The sequence below is a fragment of the Haloferax larsenii genome (assembly GCF_024730625.1).
In the GTDB taxonomy this organism is placed as follows: domain Archaea; phylum Halobacteriota; class Halobacteria; order Halobacteriales; family Haloferacaceae; genus Haloferax; species Haloferax larsenii.
The window spans coordinates 2,360,752-2,386,243 of record NZ_CP078063.1; the positions used below are offsets into that span (position 1 = coordinate 2,360,752).

Consider the following 25,492-nt stretch of genomic DNA (forward strand, 5'->3'; position numbering starts at 1 on the left):
CTGGACTACCGACCGAGTTCGTTTGCCACGGCCTGAGTGAGTCTCGTAGCCGTCGGCTTCGCCGCCTCTGCGAGCGTTCGAGCAGCGACGTAGCGGGCGTACGCCTCTGTCGCAAGCTTGGTGGACCGGGCTCCGGTACTCCGCGCTTCGCTGACTACGTTCTCTAGGTCACGGTCACCGTTGATGGCTTTGAGCTGTGCCTGTCGAACACAGGTTTGCTCGACGGGGCCACCGACGTTTGAACGCGCCTGCTGGAGTGCGTCGAGAGCTGCACGCCGAGACGAGACCAGTGCCTCGCTCGACTTTGGAACCGATAGCGTGTCAGTATCGAGTCGTTCCCGGCCTGTGAGTCGTTGTCGCCGCCATCGGAGGTTCGAGAGTGCCGTCGCCGGACGGTCCGCGCCGAGCGCGTCTCGAACGTCGCGCGGTGGCCTGACGGACAGTTCGTCGAGCACCTCGCGGACGACCCATGGCCGGTCGTCCGAGACCGGAGTTACCGATTCGATGTCTGCCTCGGTCGTTTCGAGGAGGTTCCGCGCCGCGACTGTCATCGGGTCTCGAAGCGATGGCGTTCCCTCGAAGACCTGTGTTCGTTGCCCGCCGATGACGGCGTTCGCGTCCGCGAGTGCCGCACGGGCGTGTGCGATTTCGGCCGCAGCAGCGGCGAACAGTCGAGCGCGTTTCTCGTCGTCGTCGGTGCTGTCGACGCCGTCCAGTGCCTGGTCGACCGATTCGAGTGAGGACGCGGCTTCAGAGAGAAGTTGTTCAGTCACGCTGGCGACGTAGATACCGACCGAAACCGTCGTCGCCCGATACTCGACCCCAGTCCACGAACGGGCGAGTACACGGACGAGGTTGGTGTGCTGCTCTCGGAGACCGTCAGTCTCGGCCGGGCCCACGGCAGTATCGAGCCATCCGTGCCCTCTTCCGAGCGTCGTTCGTGCTTCTCGGACCCTCCGCATCGCACTGGTGGACTGTTGGGTGGTGCTCTCAGTAATGGCCGCTCGACCCCACATCAAGTGCTTCGACGCTTGCTCGACGGAGGGATTGTCCGGTGAGACGTGGTTGGGGAGCGAGGACAGACGCTCGGCGAGTACCGACGCGCTTCGTTCCGCGGTCTCACGCGCGCTCCAGAGGTAGCCGTCGGCGAGCGGAAGGTCACCCGGTGGAACTCGCATAATTTGGTCTTGGAGTTCCCTTTCGAGCGCCGCCGCGTCGTAGTTCCAGCGGCCGAGACACCCCGCGAGTCCGGAGAAGACGATGGCACCGGCAGCACCGAGGAACGCGCGTCGGGAGGGAGTCGAGAGAGGAGACACGGCGAATACGTTTCGTCAGATAACACATCCCTGTTTCGGAGAGGTGGCAAATCGTGCATGGAAAACCATTTTGATTCCGGTGTGTCATCCGAACGTATGAAGGTTAGAATCGGTGACGGCGCGACCGGCGAAGAGGCAGAAGCCATCGCGGGCGCGCTGGCGCGACACCTCGGAACGGACGTCGACGTGTACGTCGGCGACGAGGACGACGCCGCAGCGAACGCCGAACCGCCAGCAGAGGCCTTCCCGCTCGACGACGACCTCTCTCCGACAGAGCGCGAAGAACAACTCAAAGAGGAGATTGCCGACATCCTCGGTGGGGGTCCACAGAAGTACAAAGACCGCCTCCCCGAGCAGGGCAAACTGTTCGTCCGTGACCGTCTCGACCTCTGGTTCCCCGAGGGCCTGAAGTTCGAAGACGGCAAGTTCGCTAACTTCGACTCGTGGCACGAAGACTCGCCGGAAGTCGAGGAATCAGACCCGAACAATCGGCTTCCGGGTGACGGGCTGCTCACCGGCGCGGCCGAGTTCGAAGACCGCGACCTCCACTTCATGGCCAACGACTTCACCGTCAAGGCCGGGTCGATGGCGCGCCGCGGCGTCGAGAAGTTCCTCCGCATGCAACAGCGCGCGCTCAAGACCGGCAAGCCGGTACTCTACCTGATGGACTCTTCCGGCGGGCGCATCGACCAGCAGACCGGCTTCTTCGCCAACCGCGAGGGCATCGGGAAGTACTACTACAACCACTCGATGCTGTCGGGATACGTCCCGCAAATCTGCGTCCTTTACGGGCCGTGTATCGCCGGTGCGGCGTACACGCCCGTCTTCGCGGACTTCACCATCATGGTCGAGGGGATGTCGGCGATGGCCATCGCCTCCCCGCGGATGGTGAAGATGGTCACTGGCGAGGAAATCGACATGCAGGACCTCGGCGGTGCGCACATGCACGCCCAAGAGTCGGGAAGCGCCGACCTCGTCGCCCGCGACGAGGAACACGCCCGCGAACTCGTGGCGCAGCTCATCACCTACCTGCCCGACAAGGCAGGCGAGAAACCGCCGCGCTCGGAGCCGAAACCGCCGCGGTTCTCCCCCGAAGGCATCGACGAACTCATCCCCGAGTCACCGAACCGCGCCTACGACGTTCACGACCTCATCGCGCGCATCGCCGACGCCGAGTCCGTCTTCGAACTGAAACCCGACTACGGCAAGGAAATCGTCACGGCGTTCGCCCGCATCGACGGCCGACCGGTCGGCATCGTCGCCAACCAACCCACGGAGCGTTCGGGCGCAATCTTCCCCGACGCCGCCGAGAAGGCCGCAGAGTTCATCTGGACGTGCGACGCCTACGAGATTCCGCTTCTGTACCTCTGTGACACGCCGGGCTTCATGGCCGGGTCGCAGGTCGAGAAAGACGCCATTCTGGAGAAAGGCAAGAAGTTCATCTACGCCACGTCGTCGGCGACGGTGCCGAAGCAGACGGTCATCGTACGCAAGGCCTACGGCGCGGGTATCTACGCGATGGGCGGCCCCGCCTACGACCCAGACAGCGTCATCGGCCTCCCGTCGGGCGAAATCGGTATCATGGGCCCCGAGGCAGCAATCAACGCCGTCTACGCGAACAAACTCAACGCCATCGACGACCCCGAAGAGCGGAAAGCGATGGAAGACGAACTCCGCGAGGAGTACCGCGAGGACATCAACGTCCACCGGATGGCGAGCGAAGTCGTCATCGACGAAATCGTCCCGCCGTCGACGCTCCGCGAGGAACTCGTCAATCGCTTCGAGTTCTACGCCGACGTGGACAAGTCGCTGCCGGACAAGAAACACGGCACCATCCTCTAAGACGGCGTCTGAGCGGCGTTAATACTCTGTTTTTCCGGCCGGTAATGTCGCGATAAGTGACGTATGGAGTGGCTACTGAGGATACCTGCGCGCCAACCACGGGTGTCACCGTCTCTGGTGCGTGTTATGAGCCTCGAAACACCGCGGCCTGAGTCCGCCCCGACGCTCTTCTCCCGCGTCGTCAGCGACGATTCCCACCTCTGGTTGGTCACGCTCTTGGCGCTCGTCCTCGACGTGGCGACCACGATGTTCGGGCTGAGTCTCGGCCTCTCTGAGCTGAATCCGGTCGTCCTCGCCCTGATGCCGCAGTTCGGCGCGCTCGGGACGTTGCTCTTGTTGAAATCGGTCGTGCTTCTCATCTCAGGGACGATGTGGGTGTTTCTCCCCGTTCGCTACCGCGGTGCGATTCCAATCGGTGTCGCGGTCCCGTGGGGCGTTGCAGGCCTGATGAACGCCCAACTCATCCTCTTGACGTCAGTGGGGTAGCAGGGCAGCGCGAACGAGAAGCGCGTAGCCGGGTGCTAATTGGCGGTGGTGTCCCGAAGCGACTCGACGAGCACCGCCCACGCGAGTGCCGCCAATCCGATGTCGCGGGCGAGCACGTCGCCGAACAGCCCGCCCTCGACGACGAATGCGACCGCGAGATACAGACACGTCGCCGTGAGCGAGACGGCCGCGACGGCGCTCGCAACGCTGGTGTATCGGTCCGCGACGATGGCCGCGCCGAAGCCGACTTCGAGGACGCCGTTGACGAGAATGAACACGACCGGCGAGACGACGAGAAACGGCGCGAGCCAGTCTGTGACGTAGGCCGACCACGCCAGCGGGTCGAGGAGTTTGTGCACACCAGCGGCGAACACCATCGCGCCGAGACCGACCCGCGCGAGAGCCATCGGTGCGGGGGCACGAGCGGCGCGCTCGGCGAGGTGCGACGCGAAGCCGTCGAAGTCCATAGCCCGACGTAGCGACGCAGCGCACAAAGCGGTACGGAACGAGAAGGTCGAAGCGGAGAAGAGCCTGTTTCGGATACGACGCCCTACGCTTCGTCGACGTTCGCTTTCTTCAGCGACAGCGCGGTGCGCTCGAACTCACACACGAGGTCGTCGTCCTGATTGAACACCTCGACTTTCATCGTCACGATACCGCGCTCTCCATCGGACGTTTCGCGCTTGTCGAGGACGGTGGTTTGCGCGCGGAGCGTGTCGCCGTGGAACACCGGGTTCGGATGCGACACGTTGTCGTAGCTGAGGTTCGCGACGATGGTCCCGTCGGTCGTATCGGGAATCGAGACGCCGACTGCGAGGCTCATCGTGAATAGGCCGTTGACCAGACGCTCGCCGAACTGCGTGTCCGCGGCGAACTCCTCGTCGAGGTGCAGCGGCTGCTGGTTCATCGTCATGTCGCAGAAGCGCTGGTTGTCTGACTCCGAGACCGTCCGCCGCTTTTCGTGTTCGATGGTCTGTCCGACCTCGAACTCCTCGTAGTACAGGCCAGTCATACGCCAGTTTGTGTAAGACCGTGATAAAACCGTGACGGTTCGGTGGCCGTTTCACGGTATGACAACTCTTGCCCCAAGCGAAATCAGATAACAACCGTTATAATTATTCAACGAAGAGCAACGCGAACACGCTCATTAGCTGCCCACACGGGCGGCTGATGAACGTCATGGACAGTATCTGACCGGCTGCACGGCCGGTACCAGGCTGGTACGAACGCACTATGGCATCCGCAGCACCAACATCCGAGCCGGACGACGAACCGACGGAAGAGACAGCCCTCGAAACAGCCCGACGCCAACTCGACCGCGCGGCAGCGCACCTCGACGTTGACCCGGGTATCATCGAGCGGCTTCACCACCCGAACCAGGTCCACCGCGTCTCGGTCCCTCTCGAGCGTGACGATGGCTCGACCGCAGTCTACACCGGCTACCGCGCCCAGCACGACAGCGTGCGCGGCCCGTACAAAGGCGGCCTCCGTTTCCACCCCGACGTCACCGAAGACGAGTGTATCGGCCTCTCGATGTGGATGACGTGGAAGTGCGCCCTGATGGACATCCCATTCGGCGGCGGGAAGGGCGGCATCGTCGTCAACCCCAAAGACCTCTCTGTCGACGAGAAGGAGCGTCTGACGCGCCGCTTCGCCGAGGAACTGCGTCCCTTCATCGGCCCCACGAAAGACATCCCTGCACCCGACATGGGCACGGACTCGCAGGCGATGGCGTGGTTCATGGACGCGTACTCGATGCAGGAAGGCGAGACGCAGGCGGGCGTCGTCACGGGCAAGCCCCCTGTCGTCGGCGGGAGCAAGGGCCGTGACACGGCCCCCGGTCGCTCTGTCGCCATCATCGCTCGCGAAGCTATCGAGCACCTCGGCTGGGACCTCGAAGACACCACCGTCGCCGTGCAGGGCTTCGGCTCTGTCGGCGCACCCGCCGCGCGCCTCCTCGACGACTACGGCGCGACGGTCGTTGCCGTCTCCGACGTGAACGGCGCAATCTACGACCCCGACGGACTCGACACCCACGACGTCCCGACCCACGAGGAAGAGCCTGAAGCCGTCATGAAGTACGACGCGCCGCAGAAACTCTCCAACGAGGAACTCCTCGAACTCGACGTCGACGTCCTCATCCCGGCAGCAATCGGTAACGTGCTGACCGAGGAGAACGCCGACGACGTGAAGGCGGACCTCATCGTCGAAGGTGCGAACGGACCGACGACCTCGGCCGCCGACGCGACCTTCGAAGAGCGCGGCATCCACGTCGTTCCCGACATCCTTGCCAACGCGGGCGGCGTCACCGTCTCGTACTTCGAGTGGCTGCAGGACCTCAACCACCGCTCGTGGTCGCTCGAACGCGTCCACGACGAACTGGAGTCCGAGATGCTCGATGCGTGGGCCGCCGTCTGCGAAGAAGTCGAATCCCGCGACGTGACGTGGCGCGACGCCGCGTACATCGTCGCACTCGAACGCGTCGCGGCCGCCCACGAGCACCGCGGGCTCTGGCCCTAGACGCGTCGAACACAGGCCGAACCAGCCTCGGCCAGATACGAGTGCAACCGACGGCTGTCTCCGCCGTCGCCACTCGTCCGCGACGACGAACAATTCAATCCCCGTACAACTTTCACCCTTCCATCCCTCTCTCCGCACGACATGCCACGACGGAGCGTCCTGTTCTCACCCGGCGATAGACCCGAACTGATGCGCAAAGCCCCGGGCTCCGGTGCCGACGTACTCGTCTTCGACCTCGAAGACGCCGTCGCACCCGGGCGAAAAACCGAAGCCAGAGCCGCCGTCGGCGACCTCCTCGCCGACGACGAGTTCGACCCGGACGCGGAGGTTACGGTCCGTGTGAATCCGGGCGAGACGGGCCTCGAAGATATCGCGGCCGTGTGCGAGACACATCCGCCGGACGCGCTCGTCGTCCCGAAGGCGACCGACGGGACAGACGTGACGAACGTCGCTGCCGCGGCACGGGAGGTCGGTGCCGACTGTCCAGTGATTCCGATTGTCGAGAGCGCCGCTGGTGTCCTCGCGGCCCCGGAGATTGCCGCCGCGCCCGACACCACCGCCGTCATCTTCGGTGCGGAGGACTTCGCCGCCGACGTGGGCGCGACGCGGACCGACGAAGGGACCGAAGTGCTCTACGCCAGAGAGCGCGTCGTCGTCGCGGCCGCCGCAGCGGGCGTCGATGCTATCGACACGCTCCACGTCGATTACCACGACGAAGAAGGCCTGCGCGAAGACGCACGCTTCGGTCGGGAACTCGGGTACGACGGGAAGTTAGCGATTCACCCCGCACAGGTCGGCCCAATCAACGAGGCGTTCTCACCTGACCCCGAAGACGTGACGTGGGCGAAAAAGGTGCTGCGAGCGCGTGACGAGGCGAACGCGGACGACCGCGGCGTCTTCGGCGTGGACGGCGAGATGATAGACGCGCCGCTGATTAAACAGGCGGAGAATATTCTCGACCGGGCCGGCGAATCGTACTAGAAATCAAACAGTTTCTCGGTCCGCATGTCGGCACGCACTAATCGGCCGACAGGTCCGTGTGCTGAATACTCCTATTACCACTAGGTACGCATATTATCATTATAATATGGTAAAATTTCCGCTACTCTTAAACCACCGGCCGGTGCGTATCATAACATGGCACAAGAGGCGAATCCGTTCGAGAGTTTGCAGGAACAAGTCGACGACGCAGCCGCCTACCTCGACGTGAGCGAGGATGTCATCGAGCGCCTGAAGAACCCCGAGCGAGTGCTCGAGACGAACCTCTCCGTCGAGATGGACGACGGCGACATCGAACTCTTCCGCGCCTATCGCTCGCAGTTCAACGGCGACCGAGGCCCGTACAAAGGAGGTATTCGATACCACCCGGGCGTCACACGCGACGAAGTGAAGGCACTCTCCGGGTGGATGGTGTACAAGTGCGCCGTCGTCGATATCCCGTACGGCGGTGGCAAAGGCGGTATCGTCATCGACCCCGCAGACTACAGCGAGTCTGAACTCGAACGCGTCTCTCGCTCGTTCGCGAAGGAACTTCGCCCCTTTATCGGCGAGAGTCGCGACATCCCCGCGCCGGACGTGAACACCGGCCAGCGCGAGATGAACTGGATTAAGGACACCTACGAGACCCTCGAAAACACCACGGCACCGGGCGTCATCACGGGCAAGGCGCTCGAAAACGGTGGCAGTGAGGGTCGCGTCGAAGCGACCGGTCGTTCGACGATGCTCACCGCGCGCGAGGCGTTCGAATACCTCGACCGCGACATCGAGGGCGCGACCGTCGCCGTCCAAGGCTACGGAAACGCCGGTTCTGTCGCCGCGAAGCTTATCGAGGACCTCGGTGCGAACATCGTCGCCGTCTCCGACTCTTCCGGCGGTATCTACGACCCCGACGGCCTCGACGCCCGCGCCGTCAAGGACTTCAAGACCGAGACCGGCTCCGTCTCCGACTATCAGGACACCGAGGCTATCACGAACGACGAACTGCTGACGCTCGACATCGACCTGCTCGTCCCCGCCGCACTCGAAAACGCCATCGACGGCGACCTCGCGAAAGAGGTTGAAGCCGACATCATCGCCGAGGCCGCGAACGGCCCACTGACGCCCCGCGCCGACGACGTGCTCACCGAGCGCGATGTCCACGTCTTCCCCGACATTCTCGCCAACGCGGGCGGCGTCACCGTCTCGTACTTCGAGTGGGTCCAGAACCGCCAGCGGTTCTACTGGACCGAAGACCGCGTCAACGACGAACTCGAACGCATCATCGTCGATGCCTTCGACAACCTCGTCGACGCCTACGAGACCCACGACCTGCCGAACTTCCGCACCGCCGCCTACGTCGTCGCCATCCAGCGCGTCGTCGACTCCTACGAGTCGAGCGGCAACTGGCCCTAACTGACGGGCTCGTTACCCCCGGTGGCGTCATCGGCATCGCACCGGCATGGAACAGGAATTTCCCGACGCTCACGCGTTATTGCATGGAAATGTATAGCACCCACTCCGTCCGATGCCGAGGGATTCAAGTCGGTGTAGGTCGGTCAAATCATCAATGCGTCAGGACCACCTCATCTCCGCGGTAGACCTCTCGCGGGAGGACATCGAGGCGGTGCTCGACCGCGCGGCCGAAATCGACGCGAATCCAGCGGCGTTCCGACAGCGGCACGCCGGAACGGTTCTCGGACTCTGTTTCTTCGAGCCGAGTACGCGAACCCGGATGAGCTTCGATACCGCGATGAAACGCCTCGGCGGCCAGACGGTCGATATGGGACCGGTCGAGTCGTCGTCGGTCAAGAAAGGCGAGACGCTCGCCGACACCGTCCGCGTCGTCGAAGGCTACGCGGACGCCCTCGTCCTTCGCCACCCGAGTGAGGGTGCGGCGACGATGGCCGCCGAGTTCATCGACGTGCCGCTCGTCAACGCGGGCGACGGCGCGGGTCAGCACCCGAGTCAGACACTCCTCGACCTCTACACCATCCGCGAAAACGCCGGACTGGACGACCTCACCATCGGTATCATGGGCGACCTGAAGTACGGCCGGACGGTGCACTCGCTGGCCGAAGCGCTGACGAACTTCGACGTGAATCAGCACTTCATCAGCCCCGAGAGCCTGCAACTGCCCCGAAACGTTCGCTACGACCTGCACGCCTCGGGCGCGAGCGTCAAGGAACACACCGAACTCGACGAGGTCCTTCCGGAACTCGACGTGCTCTACGTGACGCGCATCCAGCGCGAGCGCTTCCCCGACGAAAACGAGTACCTGAAAGTCGCGGGCGAGTACAAAATCGACGACGAGACGCTCGCCGCCGCGTCCGACGACCTCGTCATCATGCACCCGCTGCCACGCGTGGACGAGATTGCACCCGAAATCGACGACAGCGACCACGCGAAGTACTTCGAACAGGCACACAACGGCATCCCCGTCCGGATGGCACTTCTGGACATCCTCCTCTCCAACGATGACTGACGACCACCAACTCCGCGTCTCCAAGATTCAAAACGGAACCGTCATCGACCACGTCGAGGCTGGCCAGGCACTCAACGTCCTCGCCATCCTCGGAATCGACGGCACCAGCGGTGAGACCGTCTCTGTCGGGATGAACGTCCCCTCGGACCGCCTCGGCCGCAAGGACATCGTCAAGGTCGAAGGGCGCGAACTGAGTCAGTCAGAAGTGGACGTGCTCTCGCTTATCGCCCCGGCGGCGAGCATCAACATCGTCCGCGACTACGAAGTGGTCGAAAAGAGCCGCGTCGTCCGCCCCGAAACCGTCTCGGGCGTCGTCTCCTGTCCGAACCGCAACTGCATCAGCAACGCCGACGAGCCGATTACCTCCGGGTTCGCCGTCCTCTCTGACGGCGTCCGCTGTGACTACTGCGGGAGTATCGTCCGCGAGAAAGAAATCGCCGCGAACCTCGACGTCAGCTAACGCACGTCGTCACTCGTTTTCGCCGGTCGAGTCCGTGTCGTCTGCCGCCGATTGGCAGAACGTCACGCCAGTGAACTCGAAGCGCGCACCCTTGGCGTCCCCGCTTGCGTTTTCTACCGACCAACCGTGTGCGTCCGCCAGCGACCGGACGATGTCGAGGCCAAATCCCGTCCCGTCGGGGTTGGTGGTGACACCTGGTTCGAAGACGTTCCCGTCGACGTTCGGATTGATTCCGTCCCCGTCGTCTCCGACGGCGAACCCCGCGTTCGAGTCGAGCAGTCCGACCGTCACCGTCGGCGATGGACCGGCGTGTTCTATCGAGTTGCGAAAGAGGTTCTCGAACAGTCGTTGCAGGCGTTCGCGGTCCGCCTCGATGGTCGCGTCCGCCTCGACGACGAGCGTCGACCCGTTCGTGTCGACTGTCGACCACGCGTCTCGTGCGACCGATTCGAGTGAGACGGTGTCGATGTCGAGGACGGCGGTCCCCTGTCGGGCGACGTGCAACACGTCATCGACGATGTCTCGAATCCGTTCGAGCGAGTCGGCCACGCGACCGAGATACTCCGAGTCGTTGGCCTCCCGTTCGAGTTCGAGAAAGCCCATCGAGATGGAAAGCGGGTTCCGGAGGTCGTGCGAGAGGACGCGGGCGAACTCGTCGAGGCGTTCGTTCTGTCGCGCGAGTTGCTCTTCGTGGTGTCTGTGGAGCGTCACGTCGCGCGCGACACCACAGACGCCGACGATAGACCCGTCTTGGGCGACCAATCGACGGTTCGACAGTTGGAACAAGATTGGCCCTTCTTTCGTGTTCGCCCGCGCTTCGACGACTTTCTCCTCGCCTTCGAGGACGTCGTTGAACGCCCGGCGGATGGCGGGGCGGTCCCGTTCGTCGAAAAACGAGTCGGCGTTCTTCCCGTAGAGTTCCTCGTCCGAGAGTCCGAACAGTTCGTTGAGTCGTGCGTTCCACCGGACGAGCGAGCCGGTCGAGTCGTAGACGTAGAAGACGTCGTCGAGGGCGTCGAGCGCATCTTCGAGGAGCCAGTCGTCGTCGGGATATCCACTTCCGTCTTCGGTGGCGGCCTCTGCGAGCCGTTCGGCACGGTGTCGAGTCGCCAAACGCTCGACCCGGGGGACAAGTTCGATGTTCGGGTCGAACGAACCCTGTTGCAGATAGCCCTCGATTCCCAGTTCGACGAGTTCGGTTGTGCGGTCGGGGACGGTGCGGTCGGGGATGGTGTTGTCTGCGAGATAGACGATTGGAAGGCCGCTGTCCGTGGCGCGAATTTCCCTGACGAGTTCGACGCCGACTCCGTCCTCCGGCCATTCCGCGACGACGACACAGTCGAACGGGCCGTCCCCCCGGAGTCGAGAGAGTGCAGCGCCGATACCATCAGTAACCGTCAGTGAGACCGTCTCACCGTTGCAATCGTCGCCCGCGGTTTCGAACGCGGTGACGAGCGGCTCGGCTACCTGTGACTCACCGACGAGGAGGATATGAGGTGTCTCAGAGGGCATGGTATGTACCGAACCGAGTCGGAATTAGCTGAGAAGACGGACTGAAAGCTCATAACTGTACTGTAGAAACAATATTCATATTGTAAATACTGTCTCGATAGACTCTCGGTGCGAGGTCTCGTGTCGCCTCCGCGCGTCGTGTCGAAATCACTTAGTGTCGCCACAGTCTACGGTAAGGCATGTCCAAGAAGGCCAAACTCGTCTTGGTGCTCGCAGTAGTCGCCGTCCTCTACACCGTCTTCTCCGGCGATGGTGAAGCGGTCGAAGTCGAAATCGAAGAGTAGTCGAACCCTCCGTCGCTCGGCAGTAGCCGAGCCTCCGTTTTTTGTCCCGTGAGTCAGCCGTCTCGATAGCGCTTTTTCAGCGTCGATTCGGCGCTTCGGAGAGCGAACGACTTACCCACGACCCAACCGAAAGCGGACTCATGTACGGGGTCGTCACACGCAACGAAGAAGAGGTCGACTGGCCAGAGTTCGACCGCGGATTCTACGAAGTCAAGGACGTGACCGGCCGCGCGGCCGAACCGCTGTCGAACGCGGTCAACATGATATCGTGCTTCGGCGACAACGCCGCCGCGAACGAGAACCCAGACCTCGTCCCCGTCGACGACGAGGGGAATCTCGCCACCCGCGACCGGACCTACTTCGACTGGGCCTACATCTGCCCCACGAACGAGAAGTACCGCGCCGGACTCCTCGAAATCGTCGAGGACGCCGCCGACGCGAACGGTGACGTTCGACTCGACGACGTCGGGTTCCCTCGCGAGGAGTACTGCCACTGCGAGCGCTGCACCCAGCAGTTCCGCGAGTGGACTGCGGAGAACGACCACGACGGCGACGAAGACGACTGGTTCGACTGGCGTGCCGAGGTCATCACCGACTTCGTCGCCGAGGCGGCCGACCGAATCCCCGGGCGACTGTATCTGACGCTCTACCCCGACCCGTATCCGGGACACCTCTATCGTCGCGCCGGACTCGACATCGACGCTCTCTCGACGTACGTCGACGAGTTCGTCGTCCCGCTGTACGACACCAACTACGGCACAACCTACTGGCTGGAGACCATCGCGAAGGGCTTCCAGACGCTCCTCGCCGACACCGGCGCGGACCTCTCTGTGGAACTCTACGCCGTCAACGTGGACGTAGACGACCTCATTCACGCGCTCGAAGTCGCCGACGAATACGCGAAAGACGTGCTCTTCGGCTACGACGCGAGCAACGCGGCGGCGGCCCTCAGGCGGATGACCGCCGACGAGAAAGGCGGCAAGACCTTCCGTCCCGAGGATTCGACGCGCTAACCGGAATCGGTGCTGCGCCTCGGCTAGTCGTCAGAGCGCACCCGAGAGGAACCCGATGACGACGATTCCGAGGACGAAAATCAGCGTGGCGACTGCGAACAAGACGAACATGAGGCGTCGTTGGCCACTCGTCGGTTGTGCCATGGCGTTCGTTCAGGACCGACAGCACTTAGCATAGTCGGCGACCGCGACAGGTTCGGCCGCGAATCTGCGTTCGGCCCCGACTCTCTTTCCGACTCGAAAATGAGTACTTCGGGGGTTAGTGGTGCGGTCAGGGGACTCGAACAACGCTGCAAACGCACCTCAGTCGAGGTCTTCGAGCGGGGCGACGTTGTCGAAGTTCGGGTCGGGTCCGTTTCCGGGGGCCGCCCAGTCGACGGCGTTCGCGAGGACGGTCCGAACCTCCGGTTGCTCGTAGATGGGGAACGTCTCGTGGCCCGGTCGGAAGTAGAAGATGCGCCCTTTACCGCGGGTGTAACAGCACCCGCTTCTGAACACTTCGCCGCCTTCGAACCACGAGAGGAAGACGAGTTCGTCGGGAGCGGGAATGTCGAATCGCTCGCCGTACATCTCGGCGCGCGGCACCTCGAACGACTCGGGGAGCCCGTCGGCGATGGGGTGGCCCGGCTCGACCGTCCAGATTCGTTCGCGCTCGCCGGAATCGCGCCACTTCAGCGAACACGAGGTGCCCATGAGTCGCTGGAAGGGCTTGGAGTAGTGGCCCGAGTGGAGGACGAGAAGCCCCATCCCGTCGCGGACGCGCTGGACCACTCTGTCGACGATTTCGTCGTCCACCTCGCCGTGGGCTTTGTGGCCCCACCACGCCAGCACGTCTGTGTCGTCGAGGACCGATTCGGAGAGGCCGTGTTCGGGTTCGTCGAGCGTTGCGGTGTTCACGTCGTAGCCCGCGTCGCGGAGGCCCTCGGCGATAGTCGCGTGGATGCCGTCAGGATAGACGGCGGCGACGTCCTCGTTTTCCTTCTCGTGGCGGTATTCGTTCCAGACGGTGACCGTGACCATACGCCCGCCGTCACCGGGCGAGGACAAGTAGCCACCGCTGTGTGACCCGAACGCTTAGCGCCCGTCGAACTCCGGTTCTCTGCGCTCCATGAACGATTCGACCCCTTCGGTGTGGTCTTCGGTCTCGAAGATGACCGCCTGCGCCGTCGCCTCGTGTTCGATGGCCGCTTCGATGGAGTCGTCCTGTCTGCGAAGGAGGCGCTTCGACGCGGTGAGCGCCTTCGTCGGCCCGCCCGCGATGCGCGCGGTCAACTCGTCGAGTTCGGCTTCGAACTCGTCCGCGCCCGCGACGCGGTTGACGACGCCCAGTTCGAGCGCCCGCTCGGGGCCGAGCAGTTCGCCCGTGTAGACGAGTTCCATGGCGACGTTCTGGCCGACGAGTCGCGGGAGGAGATACGAGAGCCCAGAGTCCACCGCGAGACCGACACGGCGGAATCCGAATCCGATGTGAGCCTCTTCGTGGAGGAGTTGGATGTCGCAGGCGATGGCCAGCGCACCGCCAGCGCCGACTGCTGCGCCGTCGATTGCGGCGACCGTCGGGAGGTCACACTCGTAGACGCGGCGAACACAGTCGGCCGTATCGTGGATGACGTGGTCGACCGCATCGGGAAGCGAGAGGGCACCGGACTGCAACTGCATCATCGCGTTGACGTCACCGCCTGCACAGAACGCGCCTTCAGACCCGCGGAAGACGACACAGCGTGCTTCGTCCGGCAGAGAGTCGAGCGCCTCGCGCACGCCTGCGGTCACTTCCATCGTGAGCGCGTTCCGCGTCTCTGGCGCGTCGAGCGTCACTGTGGCGACGTGTTCGTCGATAGCGAGACGCACTGCGTCGGAGTCGAGTTCGACTTCGGTCATTTTCGACGTGGACGTGTAGAACCGTGAAAAACGTTTGGTCCGTGGAGAGTTTCCCGCCCCGAGACTGCGGTCTCAGTCCAGTACGGCGTCGGGGTCGATGCCGAGACCGGGCGACTCGGGCACGCTCATAATCCCCTTGCTGACTGGCGCTGGGTCGGCCGCAACGTCGGAATCGAGGAGCGAGGCAGTCGCAAGCCCGTGTGCGCGCTCGCCGGGCAGTGCGGCCGCGACGTGAAGCGAACCCAGTCGGGCGACGACTGCGTCGATAGTCGTCGTGACGACGATATCGACACCGGCGTCGCGTGCGTGAGATGCCACGTCGAGGACGCGGTCCGGCCCACCGAGTGCCATCGGTTTACAGACGAGGACGTCCGCCGCGTTCGACGCGAGCGCACGCGCTGGCGGGACCGACGCGAGCGATTCGTCGAGCGCGATGGGTGTGTCGTGGCGGCGGCGCAAGACGGCGTGGCCAGCCAGTTCCTCGGCCGGAAGCGGCTGTTCGACGTATTCGAGGTCGAGGTCCGAGATGGCTGCCAGGACTCGGTCGGCCGTCCAGCGGTCCCACGCGCCGTTTGCATCGGCCCGAAGCGACACGTCGTCGCCGACTGCTTCTCGGACCGCCCGGAGGCGAGCGATGTCGGCGTCAGTATCGCGCGCGCCGACCTTCAGTTTCAGACAGTCGAACCCCGCGGAAACCGCGTTCTCGGCGGCCTCGACTGTCTCTTCGACGGGCGCGTCGCCGACGGTCGAATTCACCGGAAGCGAGGTGTGTGAGTTGCTAGCGAACGATGCCGCCAGCGGGGCGTCGTCGCGCCGGGCGCGAGCGTCTGCAAGGGCCAGCGATACCGCGTGTCTGGCCGCCGGTGCGTCCGCGAGGGCGTCGGTTTCGATTGCTTGCTTCGGGTCGTTCACGTCGGCGAGCGCCTCGCAGCACTCGGCGAGCGATTCGGTCCAGCCGGGGAGCGGCGTCGCCTCACCGATGCCTTTGTGGCCGTCAACGTCGACCGCGACCAGAAACCCCTCGCGACGCTCGATGTCACCGTGGGCGGTGGTGAGCGGCTGTCGCAGGTCGAGTGCGAAGTCGTGGACGCGCATCACGCGAGCGCGAGGCCGACCGAGAACAGGAGCGCGTAGAGTGCCAGCAGTTTCCCGGTGTCCTCAAGTGCGGGGTTGAGCAGTTCGCCTTTCGTCTCCGTGAGGACAGTCCGGGCGATTCGCGCGGCGATAGGCATCGAGAGGAACGGCAGCAAGACGTGCCACTCGAACCCGGAGCGCGTCCAGAGATAGAGCGGAACCGCGTAGGCGACGACCAGCATCACCACGTATTCGGCGCGGGCGAAACCGTAGCCGAACCGGACGGCGAGCGTTCGCTTGCCCGTGGTGGCGTCTTCTTCCTTGTCGCGGATGTTGTTCACGACGAGGATGTTCGTCGAGATGGCCGCGATTGGGAGACTGGCGAGGATGGCAACGAGCGTGACTGTCTCCGCCGGGATACCCATCGACAGCGGGGCGGCGAGGATACTCGCTGCTTGGACGTAGTAGGTGCCGACGACGGCGACGAGACCGAAGAAGACGAAGACGAACAGGTCGCCGAGTCCGTGGTAGCCGAGGGGGTACGGCCCGCCGGTGTAGGCGATGCCGGAGGCGACCGAGAGAAGCCCGATGACGAGAATCGGCACGCCACCGACGTAGACGAGGTACGTGCCGAGGAGGATGGCCGCGGCGAAGGTGAGATACATCGCGCGCTTGACCTCGGCGGGTGGGATGAGACCGCCAGCCGTCACGCGAGTGAAGCCTTCGCGCGCCTCGGTGTCGGCACCCTGAATCGCGTCGTAGTAGTCGTTGGCGAAGTTGGTTCCAATCTGGATGAGAAGCGCACCGACGAGGGCCGCAAGCGCGGGAAGCGGGGCGAAAAGGCCGTCGTGGACCGCGAGGGCCGTGCCGACCAGAACTGGCGCGGCGGCCGCGGGGAGCGTCTGCGGCCGCGACGCCATCACCCACGCCTTCGTGCGAGAGATGTCCTGCGTGCTCATTGTGTGAACACGAGGGCCGTAGCAGTGAGTAAGTTCCTATCGAAAAGCGCGCGACACTGGTGCGATGGAGGCGTGGCTACGACGACTCGGCGTCGATGTCGAGGTGTTCAGCGAGTCGCTCGTGGGCCTGTTCGGCACGCGATTCGATTTCTTCGTCGGAGAGGTACGTCGAGAGTCGGCGGTCGATTTCGGCCTCGCGGATTTCGGTGAGTCGCTCCTCGTCGACGTCGCAGTCGTCGGGGACGCGCTCGTCGAACCACTCGCGCCAGTCGTCGCGGTCGCCTTCGAGTTCCGCCTCGCGGCGCATCCAGTCCCAGTGCTTGGCGATTGCTTCGGGATACCCCGCGTCGCGGCGCGCGTCTGCGATTACTGTTCGGGCGACACGTGCGCCGTGACCGGCCGAGATAATCGCCTGCGCGTTGATGTCGGTCACGGGCGCGACGACGTACAGCCCATCGAACGGCGTCCGGCCGTCTTGGTCCGGGTAGTCGCGGTTGAATCGCTCTTGTTCCTCGCCGTCGTGTTCGTACTGGATGAACATCGAATCGTCGCCGAGCGGCTTGAGGTACTCGCCGCCGTACCGGGCGGCCGCGACGACGCGCTTCGTGGTGACTGTCCGGCCATCCTGCGTCGTGACGGTGAAGCCTGTCTCCGACTCGGAAACCTCCTCGACGAGGTCCGGGACGATTTCGCACCCGGCTTCCTCGGCGTGGTCGTGCATCAGGTCGTAGAGGGTGTCGATGTCGATGCCGCCGGGGAATCCGAGGTAGTTTTCGAGGTGCGCACACCGTCGAAGCGACGACCGGCCCCGGTCGAAGATGACCGTGTCGAGGCCGTATCGGCCGGTGAACACGCCCGCCGAACAGCCTGCTGGACCGCCGCCGACGATGACGACGTCGCGGTCGAACTCGGTCTGCGATGGTTGTGAGTCGTCGCTCGACATGGTCAGAAGTCGCCGTTGACGATGTCCGCGACGCGCTGGCGGTCGAACAGCGTCTCGTCGCTCGTGACCTCACCGAAGACGTCGGGGTAGAGTTGCTGTGCCCCGCGCTCGGTCAGGAACAGGTTCTGAATCGGACCCTGGAAGAGGTAGCCACCGCGATAGACGCGCTCGTTTTTCACGGCGGTCAGTTCGCTCGCGACCGGGTGCGACTTCATGAATTCGAGCACGGTGTCGCGGAACTCCTCGGCCGACTTGCGCTCGTGAGCGCGCAGGAGGATGACGTCGGGGTCGACCTCCAGCATGGCCTCGTAGTCGATTTTGCCGCGGTCGGTCGTGCTCAGTCCCTCGATACCGGTTCCCGAGAGCGCGTCGCTAACGCCGAGGTCGCGCCACTGCTTCTTGCTCGTCCCCTTGTCGTTGAGGCGGTACGGCGAGAACTTCTCGGGTTCGTCGCTCCCGGCGTACACCAGAAGCACGTTCGGGCGCTCGTCGGCGGACGGAAGCTTCGCCTGGATGTCGGCGATGAACTCGTCGTGGAGCGATTCGAACGCCTCGTAGCGTTCTTCTTCCTGAAAGAGCTGTGCGACCTTCTCGAAGGCCTCGTAGAGGGTGTAGTACCGGTAGTCGTGCCACTCGTCTTCGCGTCGGAAGATGAGGTTCCCGAAGAACGGCGCGACGCCCTTGGTAATCTCGTCGACGTCCTTCTGCTTCCACCCGAACCAGTTGATGAGCATCTCCGGGTCCATCAGGTGGACGTCGTTGTCCAACTCGTAGAAAATCTCCTTGGACATGTCGCTGTCCGAGAGTTGGTTCTCCTCTATGACCGAGCGGTCCACGCTCACGCCGGGGAGTTCGTCGTAGACGTAGGTGTAGTAGCGACCCGCGCCGCCGATACCGGTCATCTTGTCGCCGAGGCCGAGTGCGACGCCCATGTCGGCGTAGCCGCCGTCGTAGGCAATCCACGACTCGGGGACCGAGTCGAACGTCACCTCACCCACCGGAGCCATCGACACCGAGTACGACGTGTCGGGTTCCGCCGTCGTCGTGGACGCAGTGTCAGTCTCAGATTCGGTCTCTGCCGCTGTCGTCGTCTCGGTGGAGCTGTCGCCACTCGAATCGGACGTACACCCGGCGAGAAGCCCAGTACCGGCGAGTGCGCCGTACCGTATACAGTTGCGTCGCGTCAGCCCGTTGCGTTCCGTGGAGTCTCTGTCCATATCTTTAGGCTCACCTAAAGGTATAAGTCGCTTCCTAATTTTAGGCAGGCCTAAATCCTTCGTTCGTGGCCGCTACTGCCTCAGTAGTGCCACGGGTAGTCGCGGAAGGCTGGCTGGCGTTTTTCGAGGAATGCGTCGCGGCCCTCTTGGGCTTCTTCGGTCATGTACGCGAGCCGGGTCGCTTCGCCGGCGAACACTTGCTGGCCGACCATGCCGTCGTCGGTCATGTTGAACGCGTACTTGAGCATCCGCATGGCCGTCGGCGACTTCTTCGTCATCTCGTCGGCCCACTCCAGCGCGACGTCCTCCAGCTCCTCGTGGGGAACCGCTTCGTTCGCCATTCCCATGTCCACGGCTTCCTCGGCGGAGTAGGTTTTGCCCATGAAGAACACCTCGCGGGCTTTCTTTTGGCCGACCTGCTTTGCGAGATACGCCGAGCCGAACCCGCCGTCGAACGAGGCCACGTCGGGGTCGGTCTGGAGGAACTTCGCGTGCTCGTCGGACGCGAGCGTCATGTCGCAGACGACGTGCAGCGAGTGGCCGCCGCCGACGGCCCAGCCGGGAACGACGGCGACGACGGGCTTGGGCATGAATCGGATGAGTCGCTGGACTTCGAGGATGTGCAGTCGGCCGGCCTTGGCCTCGCGCACGAGCGGGTCGTCGGACACGTCTGCCTCGTCGTCTTCTCGGTACTCGTAGCCCGACCCACCGCGAACCGACTGGTCGCCGCCGGAACAGAACGCCCAGCCGCCGTCTTTCTCGGACGGGCCGTTTCCGGTCAAGAGAACACAGCCCACGTCGGCGCGCTTGCGTGCGTCGTCGAGTGCGGCGTAGAGTTCGTCTACCGTCCCCGGGCGGAAGGCGTTGCGGACCTCGGGGCGGTCGAACGCGATGCGCACCGCCGGAACGTCGACGGCGCGGTGATAGGTGATGTCGTCGAACTCGTCGGACCCATCGACCGGTTCCCAGCGGTCGGGGTCGAATATCTCCGAGACCATATCGAGTGGCGGCACGGGCGGCGCAAAAAGATTCGCTTGCGTGGCCACCGCGACGACAACCCGCGGTTCGAAGCCGCGTGACAGCCCCATCGTATTTGACGCCCGACAGACAATTACCGTGGTATGTCCGCCGTTTCTGCCCTCCTCGTCCGCTTCGTTCACGTCTCGGGGATGGCGCTTCTGTTGGGTGGTTCTGTCTTCGTGTGGTACGCGTGTCGAACCGCCGGAGTCGGCGACGACCGACTTCGCCTCGCCACCGGGTACGAGTGGGTGTTCTGGGGGACGATGGCTGCGATGCTCGTCACCGGTGTCGGCAATCTCGGCACGCTCGGTGCGCCCGGCCCAGCGACCCGCTGGGGGTCGGTGCTGACGCTCAAGTTGGGCGTCGTCGCAGTCTTCGTCGTCGGGTCGTTCCTCCGGACGTTCGTCGTTTTGACGGTCGAGCGACACGGAATCTCGGTGCTCCGGCGACTCACACTCGGGCAGTTCTACGGCGCGACAGCGTGGTTGCTCGTCCTCCTCGTCGGGCTCGCGGAGGTGTTGGCCCATGGCTGACGCCGACTGGCTCGAAGTGTGGACGGTATCCACGTTCAACGTCGTCGCGCTGGGACTCGTGGGCATCATCGCGGGCCATACGACCGGCGCGTTGACCGATAGTCTCCCCAACTTCGGGACGCTCCCCGGCGTGGTGACGTTCGCCTACCTGTGGGCGCTCACGTTGGTTGCGACTCGGTGGGCGCTCTCAGACGGCGGCCTCGACAGAATCCGGGAGGGAGAACTCACGACGCTCGTCGGACGGGGTGCCATCGCAGGTGCCGGAATCGGTGGCGGGTTCCTCCTCGGAGCCATTCTCGTCGGCTCCGCTGTCGCAGTCGTTCAATTCTTCCTCGACCCGGGGACGACCGGCGGATTGCAGGTACTCCCGTTCCTGCTTATCATCCTCCTCGGCGTGGGCATCGCCGCCCTCGTCGGCGCGCTCGTTGGCGGCGTGTTCGTCGTTCTCGACGCCGCCTGCTACTGGGTCGCCGGGCGGTTCGTGAGACTGGACGTGGGAGGAGAATGAAGCACTCAGCTATCGTCGGCCGTGTCAAGCAGCGGTCCGAGTGGGCTCGTCAACCACGACACGAGACCGGCGAGGACGCCAGTCGAAATGCCCGCAAGCAACCCGACAGCGCCGTGAAACGCCCCGTACGCGACGAGACTACTCACGACGAGTCCGGTCGTGAGCGACCGGCGACGGCCCAGCGACTCGGGATAGCCAGGAAACGAGAGGCGACCGAGCATCAACACCGCGATGGCCGCTGGTGGGAGGAGAAGCATCGGAACGAACGACTCGAGAATTGGGCGCGCGGAGAGAAGGCCGTCTCCGAAGAAGAGACAGGCACCGACGACGGCCGCGAGCGTCACCCACCGCTGGGGTTCGGTCGAATACCCATTGTCAGCGATGTCGGAAAGCAATAGGACTGCAACCGCGGTGGAGACACCGGTGAGAAGCCCGGCGAATGGATTGAAATACGGAAACGAGAGTACGACCGGCAACAACCCGGCAACGACTGCAGCAACGTAAGTGGTCCGCGTGGAGGGCATACGACTACGATGCAATCCGCGGCTGAAAAGTCAGTCGGTTGATGTGAATGGAGGGAGAGGAAAGAGAGAACGACCGAGACTCAGTCGGACAACTCTTCGACGACCCGCTCGCGCAGGTCGTCGCGCACGCGATGGGAGTCTTCGGCGTCGGTCCGAACCTCGATAACGTCAGTTCCGACGCTCGCCACCGACTCGGCGTACGCGTCGCGGAAGTCGTCCATCTCGACCGAGTCGAACGAGAGGTCGTACAGGTCCTCCGTGGCCTCGAAGTCGAGGCCGTGGGGCGTCTTGAACTGCTCCGTGAACGGCGGTTCGAACTCCTCGATGGGGAGCATGTGGAAGATGCCGCCGCCGTCGTTGTTCACGAGGACGATAGTCGCGTCCACACCGAGGCGACCGAGCGCGAGCAGGCCGTTCATGTCGTGGTAGTACGCGAGGTCACCGGTCAGGAGCGTCAGGTGGTCGGTTGTCGCCGACCCGGCACCGAGCGCCGACGAGACGATGCCGTCGATACCGGACGCACCGCGGTTCCCGAGGACCGTCCGGGCCTTCGTCGAGGGACGAGCGAAGCGGTCGAGGTCGCGGACGGGCATCGAGTTCGAGACGAAGACGGTCGATGGCTCGGGTGCGAGGTCGGCCACGTCGGCCGCAACGCGACCCTCGAACCCGTCGGTTTCGGCGTCGACAGCGTCCCAGTGTGTCGCTTCGGCGTCGGTCCACAGCTGATTCCACTCCGAATCGGGGCGGTTGCGGACGAGTTGGGAGAGTCGCCACGCGAGCACCGACGGTTCGGCCTCGACGAGATTGGTCGCGGTGAACTCGGCCTCTCGCCAGCGACCCGCGGGGTCGACGAGATACTGTCGGGCATCAGTCCGCGCGAGGTACTTTCGGAGCGGTTTCGAGGTGGGTGACGCACCGATTCGAACGACGACTTCGGGGTCTGGCCAGTCGTCGGTGACGCGCTCGTCGAGATAGGCGTCGTAGCCGCCGAGAACTGTCGTCGTTCGGGTGTGGCCCCCGAACCGGAGGCCGGAGAGCGGGTCGGCGACGATGGGGAACCCTGTCGCGTGTGCGAGCGCGGCGATGGCCTCGGTGTTGAATCCCGGCGAGTCGGCCGGGCCAGCGACGATGAGCCCGCGGTCGGCGGTCAGTTCGTCGGCGAGTTTTCGGAGGTTGTCCTCCGAGAGTTCGGGGACGCCGCCGGTCGTCTTGACGTACGGGTCGTCGTCGCGGCCGTCGAGCGCCTCGCGGGACAGCCCGCTCGGGATGTCGTCTTCGACAGCGGTCGGTTCGAGGGGCTTCCGGAACGGGAAGTTGAGGTGGACCGGGCCGCCGTCGGCGCCAGTCGCCTCAGAGAGCGCGCGCGCCGCGGTCGTTCGGAGACTTCGGAGTTTGCGCTCGGTCGCCTCCGGTTCCGGCATGTCCTTGTACCAGCGGACAGCGTCGCCGTAGAGCTTCTCCTGGTCTATCGTCTGGTTCGCACCGCTGTCACGGAGTTCCGGCGGGCGGTCGGCCGTGAGCACGAGCATCGGAACGCGCGATTGCGACGCTTCGATGACGGCGGGGTGGAAGTTCGCCGCCGCAGTACCGGAGGTACAGACGATGGGCGTCACATCGCCGCTTCGGCGGGCGCGCCCGAGCGCGAAGTAGGCCGCCGAGCGCTCGTCGAGGTGTGAAAACGTCTCGATGTCGTCGTGGCCGTCGAACGCCTCCGTCAACGGGGTCGAGCGACTGCCGGGTGCGATACACACCGCGTCGATGCCGGTGCGAGCCAATTCGTCGACGAACGTCCGTGCCCAGAGGGCGTTTCGATTCGGTGCTGTCATCTCGTCTCGTGTCGATAATCTCGTCTCAGTCGTCGTCTCACGGAGCGATACGGCGGTCCGGCTACGCCTCGCGTTCGAGTTCGTCGAGGATAGGCCGGTACTTCAGTTGCACTTCGTCCCACTCGGCGTCGGGGTCGGAGTCGGCGACGAGGCCGACACCGGCGAAGAGCGTTGCCAGCGAGTCGTCGACGACCGCCGAGCGAATCGCCACGGCGAAGCTTCCGTCCCCGTCGGCGTCGAACCACCCGACAGGAGCCGCGTACCAGCCGCGGTCGAACGGTTCCGTCTCGCGGATGACTCCGAGTGCGTCGGCCGGTGGCAACCCGCCGACTGCGGGCGTCGGGTGGAGTGCATCGACCAGCGACAGGACGTGCTCGTCACGTTCGAGGGTCGCGTCGATAGGCGTCCAGAGATGCTGGACGGTCGCGAGTTTGCGAATGCCGCGCTCGCCGACGCGAACCTCGGCCGAAAGCGGGTCGAGTTGTTCGCGAATCGTCTCGGCGACGAGTTCGTGTTCGTGATTGTCCTTCTCGCTCGCGAGGAGTTCGTTCGCCAGCCACGCGTCTTCGTCGTCGGTGTCGCCGCGACCCGTCGTCCCGGCGAGCGCGCCAGTCTCGATATCGCGCCCGCGAAGCGAGACGAGTCGCTCGGGGGTCGCGCCGAGGAAACTGGCTCCCGTCGCGGGTTCGACGAGGAAGCGATGACACTCGGGATACGTCTCGCCGAGGCGAGCCAACAGGTCCGGCACCGACGCCGGGCGGCCGAGTTCCACGTCGAGCGCCTGCGCGAGGACGACCTTTCGAAGGTCGCCAGCGCGAATGCGCGACACGGCGGCGTCGACGCTCTCGCGCCACGCATCGAGTGACGTCGTTCGGTGCCGACCGACCACGCCGGGTGGTCCGTCGGGGTCGACAGCAGAGAGCGCGTCGAGGTCTGCTCGGACCTCGTCGAGGCGAGCCTCGACCGCACCGGCGTCGGCACCGACGTCAGTGACCGTCAGCCACACTCCGTCGTCGGCGAAGACGAGTTGGACTTCGGGGACGACGAAGCGCGCCGCCGGGAAGTCGGCCCACGGGTCGCGGCCGGTCGCCTCCTCGTGGAAGGCGAGACCGCCAAAGAAGCGCGGGCGGGCGACGTCGGGTGCGTCGACGTCGGCACCGTCGAGGAGTTCGGTCGCCCGCTCGCGGACGCACGAAAGACGGTCCGGGCCGTCCGCCTCGACGGTGACGGCTGCACCCCCGCCGACGACTGTCGGTTCGTCGGGAGCGGTCCACAACGTCCGCGGGCGAGAGACCGCCGTGAGGGCCGCCCTGACCGACGGCACAGACAGTCGAGCCGACCTGCTGACGAGGGATGTAGCCACCTCGTCGGTCCGCAACGGTTCCATCGAACGAGGCTCAGGACCGGGGACGCTTGAAACTCTCCCTTCTGTTCCAATATTTGACCGACCCGTGAACAGACACGTGCAATGGCCGACAGAATCGAGCGTCGATACGTATGACAGTCGCACTCGATGGCTCTCGTGCACCAGAAGTGCAGAGAGTTAACATACTGCACACCGATAGTCTAGACGACGTTCGTTTCGGAGAAGAGACGGAAGCGAGAGTGGTTGGAGCGGGAGGGTGATTGCGAAGGGAGTAGCTGGGACGAACGTCACGAAGGAGGGGGAGCTAATGGCAGCAACAGAGGAGACCAACAAGGAGCTAGTCCGGCAGTCGAACGACGAGATTTGGGGAGAAGGGAATCTCGATGTCATCGACGGATACGTTTCCGACGACTACGTCGAGCACAACGCCGCATCACCCCAGCCGATTCACGGGCCGGAGGGGTACAAAGAGAACGTCGAGATGGTTCGGTCGGCGTTCCCGGATTTAGACGTGACCACAGAGGACCTGATTTCGGAGGGTGACAAAGTGGTGACGCGCTACACGCTCAGAGGGACACACGAAGGTGAACTGATGGGCATCGAACCAACCGGGAAGACCATCGAGGTCCAAGGAATCAGCATTGGGAGGTTCGAGGATGGAACGGTCGTCGAGGGCTGGTCAGTTATCGACATGATGAGCATGATGCAGCAGCTCGGCGTCGTCGAAGCACCCCAATAGTGGGTCGGCGAC

General features: G+C 64.3%; 24 protein-coding genes and 1 pseudogene. 11 read left to right on the plus strand and 14 right to left on the minus strand.

Features of this window, described 5'->3' with window-relative positions; all coding sequences use genetic code 11:
* Window positions 1-5: 5 nt before the first annotated feature.
* A complete protein-coding gene (locus KU306_RS12360; protein ID WP_258302104.1) occupies window positions 6-1,316 on the minus strand; it encodes a hypothetical protein in 1,311 nt (436 codons plus the stop codon).
* Between the two features lie 96 nt (window positions 1,317-1,412).
* Here KU306_RS12360 and KU306_RS12365 point away from each other — a divergent pair, with 96 nt between their 5' ends.
* Complete coding sequence (locus KU306_RS12365) at window positions 1,413-3,158, plus strand: acyl-CoA carboxylase subunit beta (RefSeq protein ID WP_007540064.1); 1,746 nt, start codon at window positions 1,413-1,415, stop codon at window positions 3,156-3,158.
* A gap of 126 nt (window positions 3,159-3,284) precedes the next feature.
* A complete protein-coding gene (locus tag KU306_RS12370; RefSeq protein WP_007540066.1) occupies window positions 3,285-3,644 on the plus strand; it encodes a hypothetical protein in 360 nt (119 codons plus the stop codon).
* 35 nt (window positions 3,645-3,679) lie between these two features.
* On the opposite strand, the gene KU306_RS12375 is transcribed toward KU306_RS12370, so the two are convergent.
* A complete protein-coding gene (locus KU306_RS12375) occupies window positions 3,680-4,111 on the minus strand; it encodes a DoxX family membrane protein (protein WP_258302105.1) in 432 nt (143 codons plus the stop codon).
* 83 nt (window positions 4,112-4,194) lie between these two features.
* Window positions 4,195-4,677 (minus strand): annotated as a pseudogene (locus KU306_RS12380) (MaoC family dehydratase); the annotation flags it as partial.
* A 200-nt stretch (window positions 4,678-4,877) separates the two neighbouring features.
* On the opposite strand from KU306_RS12380, the gene gdhB reads away from it, so the two are divergent.
* The 5 genes from gdhB (at window position 4,878) to pyrI (ending at window position 10,084) form a co-directional block, all read left to right on the plus strand.
* Window positions 4,878-6,164 (plus strand): glutamate dehydrogenase GdhB, encoded by a 1,287-nt coding sequence (gene gdhB / locus KU306_RS12385; protein ID WP_007540072.1) that lies wholly within the window; start codon window positions 4,878-4,880, stop codon window positions 6,162-6,164.
* 141 nt (window positions 6,165-6,305) lie between these two features.
* The gene (locus KU306_RS12390; RefSeq protein ID WP_258302106.1) at window positions 6,306-7,145 is read left to right on the plus strand and encodes an HpcH/HpaI aldolase/citrate lyase family protein; all 840 of its coding nucleotides are present in this window, start codon (window positions 6,306-6,308) and stop codon (window positions 7,143-7,145) included.
* A 156-nt stretch (window positions 7,146-7,301) separates the two neighbouring features.
* On the plus strand, window positions 7,302-8,555 hold the full coding sequence (locus KU306_RS12395) for a Glu/Leu/Phe/Val family dehydrogenase (RefSeq protein ID WP_258302107.1): 1,254 nt from the start codon (window positions 7,302-7,304) through the stop codon (window positions 8,553-8,555).
* 154 nt (window positions 8,556-8,709) lie between these two features.
* Complete coding sequence (gene pyrB / locus KU306_RS12400) at window positions 8,710-9,624, plus strand: aspartate carbamoyltransferase (RefSeq protein ID WP_007540078.1); 915 nt, start codon at window positions 8,710-8,712, stop codon at window positions 9,622-9,624.
* Entirely contained in the window at window positions 9,617-10,084 is a 468-nt protein-coding gene (gene pyrI, locus KU306_RS12405) for an aspartate carbamoyltransferase regulatory subunit (RefSeq protein ID WP_007540080.1), read from the plus strand. Before pyrB ends, pyrI begins: the two co-directional genes overlap by 8 nt.
* A gap of 9 nt (window positions 10,085-10,093) precedes the next feature.
* Here pyrI and KU306_RS12410 read toward each other — a convergent pair whose 3' ends face one another.
* Window positions 10,094-11,596 carry a hybrid sensor histidine kinase/response regulator gene (locus KU306_RS12410; RefSeq protein WP_258302108.1) on the minus strand — a complete coding sequence of 501 codons (1,503 nt, stop codon included), beginning with the start codon at window positions 11,594-11,596 and terminating at the stop codon, window positions 10,094-10,096.
* A 424-nt stretch (window positions 11,597-12,020) separates the two neighbouring features.
* Between KU306_RS12410 and KU306_RS12415 the strand changes: the two genes are divergently transcribed.
* Complete coding sequence (locus KU306_RS12415; RefSeq protein ID WP_258302109.1) at window positions 12,021-12,893, plus strand: glycoside hydrolase family protein; 873 nt, start codon at window positions 12,021-12,023, stop codon at window positions 12,891-12,893.
* 303 nt (window positions 12,894-13,196) lie between these two features.
* On the opposite strand, the gene KU306_RS12420 is transcribed toward KU306_RS12415, so the two are convergent.
* From KU306_RS12420 to KU306_RS12450, 7 genes are all read right to left on the minus strand, one after another.
* Complete coding sequence (locus tag KU306_RS12420) at window positions 13,197-13,913, minus strand: ThuA domain-containing protein (RefSeq protein ID WP_258302110.1); 717 nt, start codon at window positions 13,911-13,913, stop codon at window positions 13,197-13,199.
* Between the two features lie 54 nt (window positions 13,914-13,967).
* Window positions 13,968-14,771: an enoyl-CoA hydratase/isomerase family protein gene (locus tag KU306_RS12425; RefSeq protein ID WP_007540091.1), complete on the minus strand. Its 804-nt coding sequence runs from the start codon at window positions 14,769-14,771 to the stop codon at window positions 13,968-13,970.
* A gap of 72 nt (window positions 14,772-14,843) precedes the next feature.
* Window positions 14,844-15,866: an o-succinylbenzoate synthase gene (menC, locus tag KU306_RS12430; protein WP_258302111.1), complete on the minus strand. Its 1,023-nt coding sequence runs from the start codon at window positions 15,864-15,866 to the stop codon at window positions 14,844-14,846.
* Window positions 15,866-16,765 carry a 1,4-dihydroxy-2-naphthoate polyprenyltransferase gene (locus KU306_RS12435; protein WP_258303400.1) on the minus strand — a complete coding sequence of 300 codons (900 nt, stop codon included), beginning with the start codon at window positions 16,763-16,765 and terminating at the stop codon, window positions 15,866-15,868. Before KU306_RS12435 ends, menC begins: the two co-directional genes overlap by 1 nt.
* Before the next feature lie 115 nt (window positions 16,766-16,880).
* On the minus strand, window positions 16,881-17,747 hold the full coding sequence (locus KU306_RS12440; protein ID WP_258302112.1) for an NAD(P)/FAD-dependent oxidoreductase: 867 nt from the start codon (window positions 17,745-17,747) through the stop codon (window positions 16,881-16,883).
* A gap of 2 nt (window positions 17,748-17,749) precedes the next feature.
* On the minus strand, window positions 17,750-18,964 hold the full coding sequence (locus KU306_RS12445; RefSeq protein WP_258302113.1) for an ABC transporter substrate-binding protein: 1,215 nt from the start codon (window positions 18,962-18,964) through the stop codon (window positions 17,750-17,752).
* An 80-nt stretch (window positions 18,965-19,044) separates the two neighbouring features.
* On the minus strand, window positions 19,045-19,962 hold the full coding sequence (locus KU306_RS12450; RefSeq protein ID WP_258302114.1) for a 1,4-dihydroxy-2-naphthoyl-CoA synthase: 918 nt from the start codon (window positions 19,960-19,962) through the stop codon (window positions 19,045-19,047).
* Window positions 19,963-20,085: 123 nt separating this feature from the next.
* Between KU306_RS12450 and KU306_RS12455 the strand changes: the two genes are divergently transcribed.
* Entirely contained in the window at window positions 20,086-20,517 is a 432-nt protein-coding gene (locus tag KU306_RS12455; protein WP_007540102.1) for a hypothetical protein, read from the plus strand.
* Entirely contained in the window at window positions 20,510-21,025 is a 516-nt protein-coding gene (locus KU306_RS12460) for a DUF7965 family protein (protein ID WP_258302115.1), read from the plus strand. The genes KU306_RS12455 and KU306_RS12460 overlap by 8 nt, the downstream gene beginning before the upstream one ends.
* A 5-nt stretch (window positions 21,026-21,030) precedes the next feature.
* Here KU306_RS12460 and KU306_RS12465 read toward each other — a convergent pair whose 3' ends face one another.
* From KU306_RS12465 to KU306_RS12475, 3 genes are all read right to left on the minus strand, one after another.
* Complete coding sequence (locus KU306_RS12465) at window positions 21,031-21,549, minus strand: hypothetical protein (protein WP_258302116.1); 519 nt, start codon at window positions 21,547-21,549, stop codon at window positions 21,031-21,033.
* An 80-nt stretch (window positions 21,550-21,629) separates the two neighbouring features.
* Window positions 21,630-23,375, minus strand: coding sequence for a 2-succinyl-5-enolpyruvyl-6-hydroxy-3-cyclohexene-1-carboxylic-acid synthase (gene menD, locus KU306_RS12470; protein WP_258302117.1), 1,746 nt, complete (start codon window positions 23,373-23,375; stop codon window positions 21,630-21,632).
* A 61-nt stretch (window positions 23,376-23,436) separates the two neighbouring features.
* Window positions 23,437-24,762: an isochorismate synthase gene (locus KU306_RS12475; RefSeq protein WP_258302118.1), complete on the minus strand. Its 1,326-nt coding sequence runs from the start codon at window positions 24,760-24,762 to the stop codon at window positions 23,437-23,439.
* 286 nt (window positions 24,763-25,048) lie between these two features.
* On the opposite strand from KU306_RS12475, the gene KU306_RS12480 reads away from it, so the two are divergent.
* Window positions 25,049-25,480 (plus strand): ester cyclase, encoded by a 432-nt coding sequence (locus KU306_RS12480; protein WP_007540111.1) that lies wholly within the window; start codon window positions 25,049-25,051, stop codon window positions 25,478-25,480.
* The last annotated feature ends 12 nt before the right edge of the window (window positions 25,481-25,492 follow it).

Coding starts and splice junctions, on each gene's coding strand:
- KU306_RS12365 (WP_007540064.1), top strand. CDS start 1,413: ATGAAGGTTAGAATCGGTGACGGCGCGACCGGCGAAGAGGCAGAAGCC.
- KU306_RS12370 (WP_007540066.1), top strand. CDS start 3,285: ATGAGCCTCGAAACACCGCGGCCTGAGTCCGCCCCGACGCTCTTCTCC.
- KU306_RS12375 (WP_258302105.1), bottom strand. CDS start 4,111: ATGGACTTCGACGGCTTCGCGTCGCACCTCGCCGAGCGCGCCGCTCGT.
- gdhB (WP_007540072.1), top strand. CDS start 4,878: ATGGCATCCGCAGCACCAACATCCGAGCCGGACGACGAACCGACGGAA.
- KU306_RS12390 (WP_258302106.1), top strand. CDS start 6,306: ATGCCACGACGGAGCGTCCTGTTCTCACCCGGCGATAGACCCGAACTG.
- KU306_RS12395 (WP_258302107.1), top strand. CDS start 7,302: ATGGCACAAGAGGCGAATCCGTTCGAGAGTTTGCAGGAACAAGTCGAC.
- pyrB (WP_007540078.1), top strand. CDS start 8,710: ATGCGTCAGGACCACCTCATCTCCGCGGTAGACCTCTCGCGGGAGGAC.
- pyrI (WP_007540080.1), top strand. CDS start 9,617: ATGACTGACGACCACCAACTCCGCGTCTCCAAGATTCAAAACGGAACC.
- KU306_RS12410 (WP_258302108.1), bottom strand. CDS start 11,596: ATGCCCTCTGAGACACCTCATATCCTCCTCGTCGGTGAGTCACAGGTA.
- KU306_RS12415 (WP_258302109.1), top strand. CDS start 12,021: ATGTACGGGGTCGTCACACGCAACGAAGAAGAGGTCGACTGGCCAGAG.
- KU306_RS12420 (WP_258302110.1), bottom strand. CDS start 13,913: ATGGTCACGGTCACCGTCTGGAACGAATACCGCCACGAGAAGGAAAAC.
- KU306_RS12425 (WP_007540091.1), bottom strand. CDS start 14,771: ATGACCGAAGTCGAACTCGACTCCGACGCAGTGCGTCTCGCTATCGAC.
- menC (WP_258302111.1), bottom strand. CDS start 15,866: ATGCGCGTCCACGACTTCGCACTCGACCTGCGACAGCCGCTCACCACC.
- KU306_RS12435 (WP_258303400.1), bottom strand. CDS start 16,765: ATGGCGTCGCGGCCGCAGACGCTCCCCGCGGCCGCCGCGCCAGTTCTG.
- KU306_RS12440 (WP_258302112.1), bottom strand. CDS start 17,747: ATGTCGAGCGACGACTCACAACCATCGCAGACCGAGTTCGACCGCGAC.
- KU306_RS12445 (WP_258302113.1), bottom strand. CDS start 18,964: ATGGACAGAGACTCCACGGAACGCAACGGGCTGACGCGACGCAACTGT.
- KU306_RS12450 (WP_258302114.1), bottom strand. CDS start 19,962: ATGGTCTCGGAGATATTCGACCCCGACCGCTGGGAACCGGTCGATGGG.
- KU306_RS12455 (WP_007540102.1), top strand. CDS start 20,086: ATGTCCGCCGTTTCTGCCCTCCTCGTCCGCTTCGTTCACGTCTCGGGG.
- KU306_RS12460 (WP_258302115.1), top strand. CDS start 20,510: ATGGCTGACGCCGACTGGCTCGAAGTGTGGACGGTATCCACGTTCAAC.
- KU306_RS12465 (WP_258302116.1), bottom strand. CDS start 21,549: ATGCCCTCCACGCGGACCACTTACGTTGCTGCAGTCGTTGCCGGGTTG.
- menD (WP_258302117.1), bottom strand. CDS start 23,375: ATGACAGCACCGAATCGAAACGCCCTCTGGGCACGGACGTTCGTCGAC.
- KU306_RS12475 (WP_258302118.1), bottom strand. CDS start 24,762: ATGGAACCGTTGCGGACCGACGAGGTGGCTACATCCCTCGTCAGCAGG.
- KU306_RS12480 (WP_007540111.1), top strand. CDS start 25,049: ATGGCAGCAACAGAGGAGACCAACAAGGAGCTAGTCCGGCAGTCGAAC.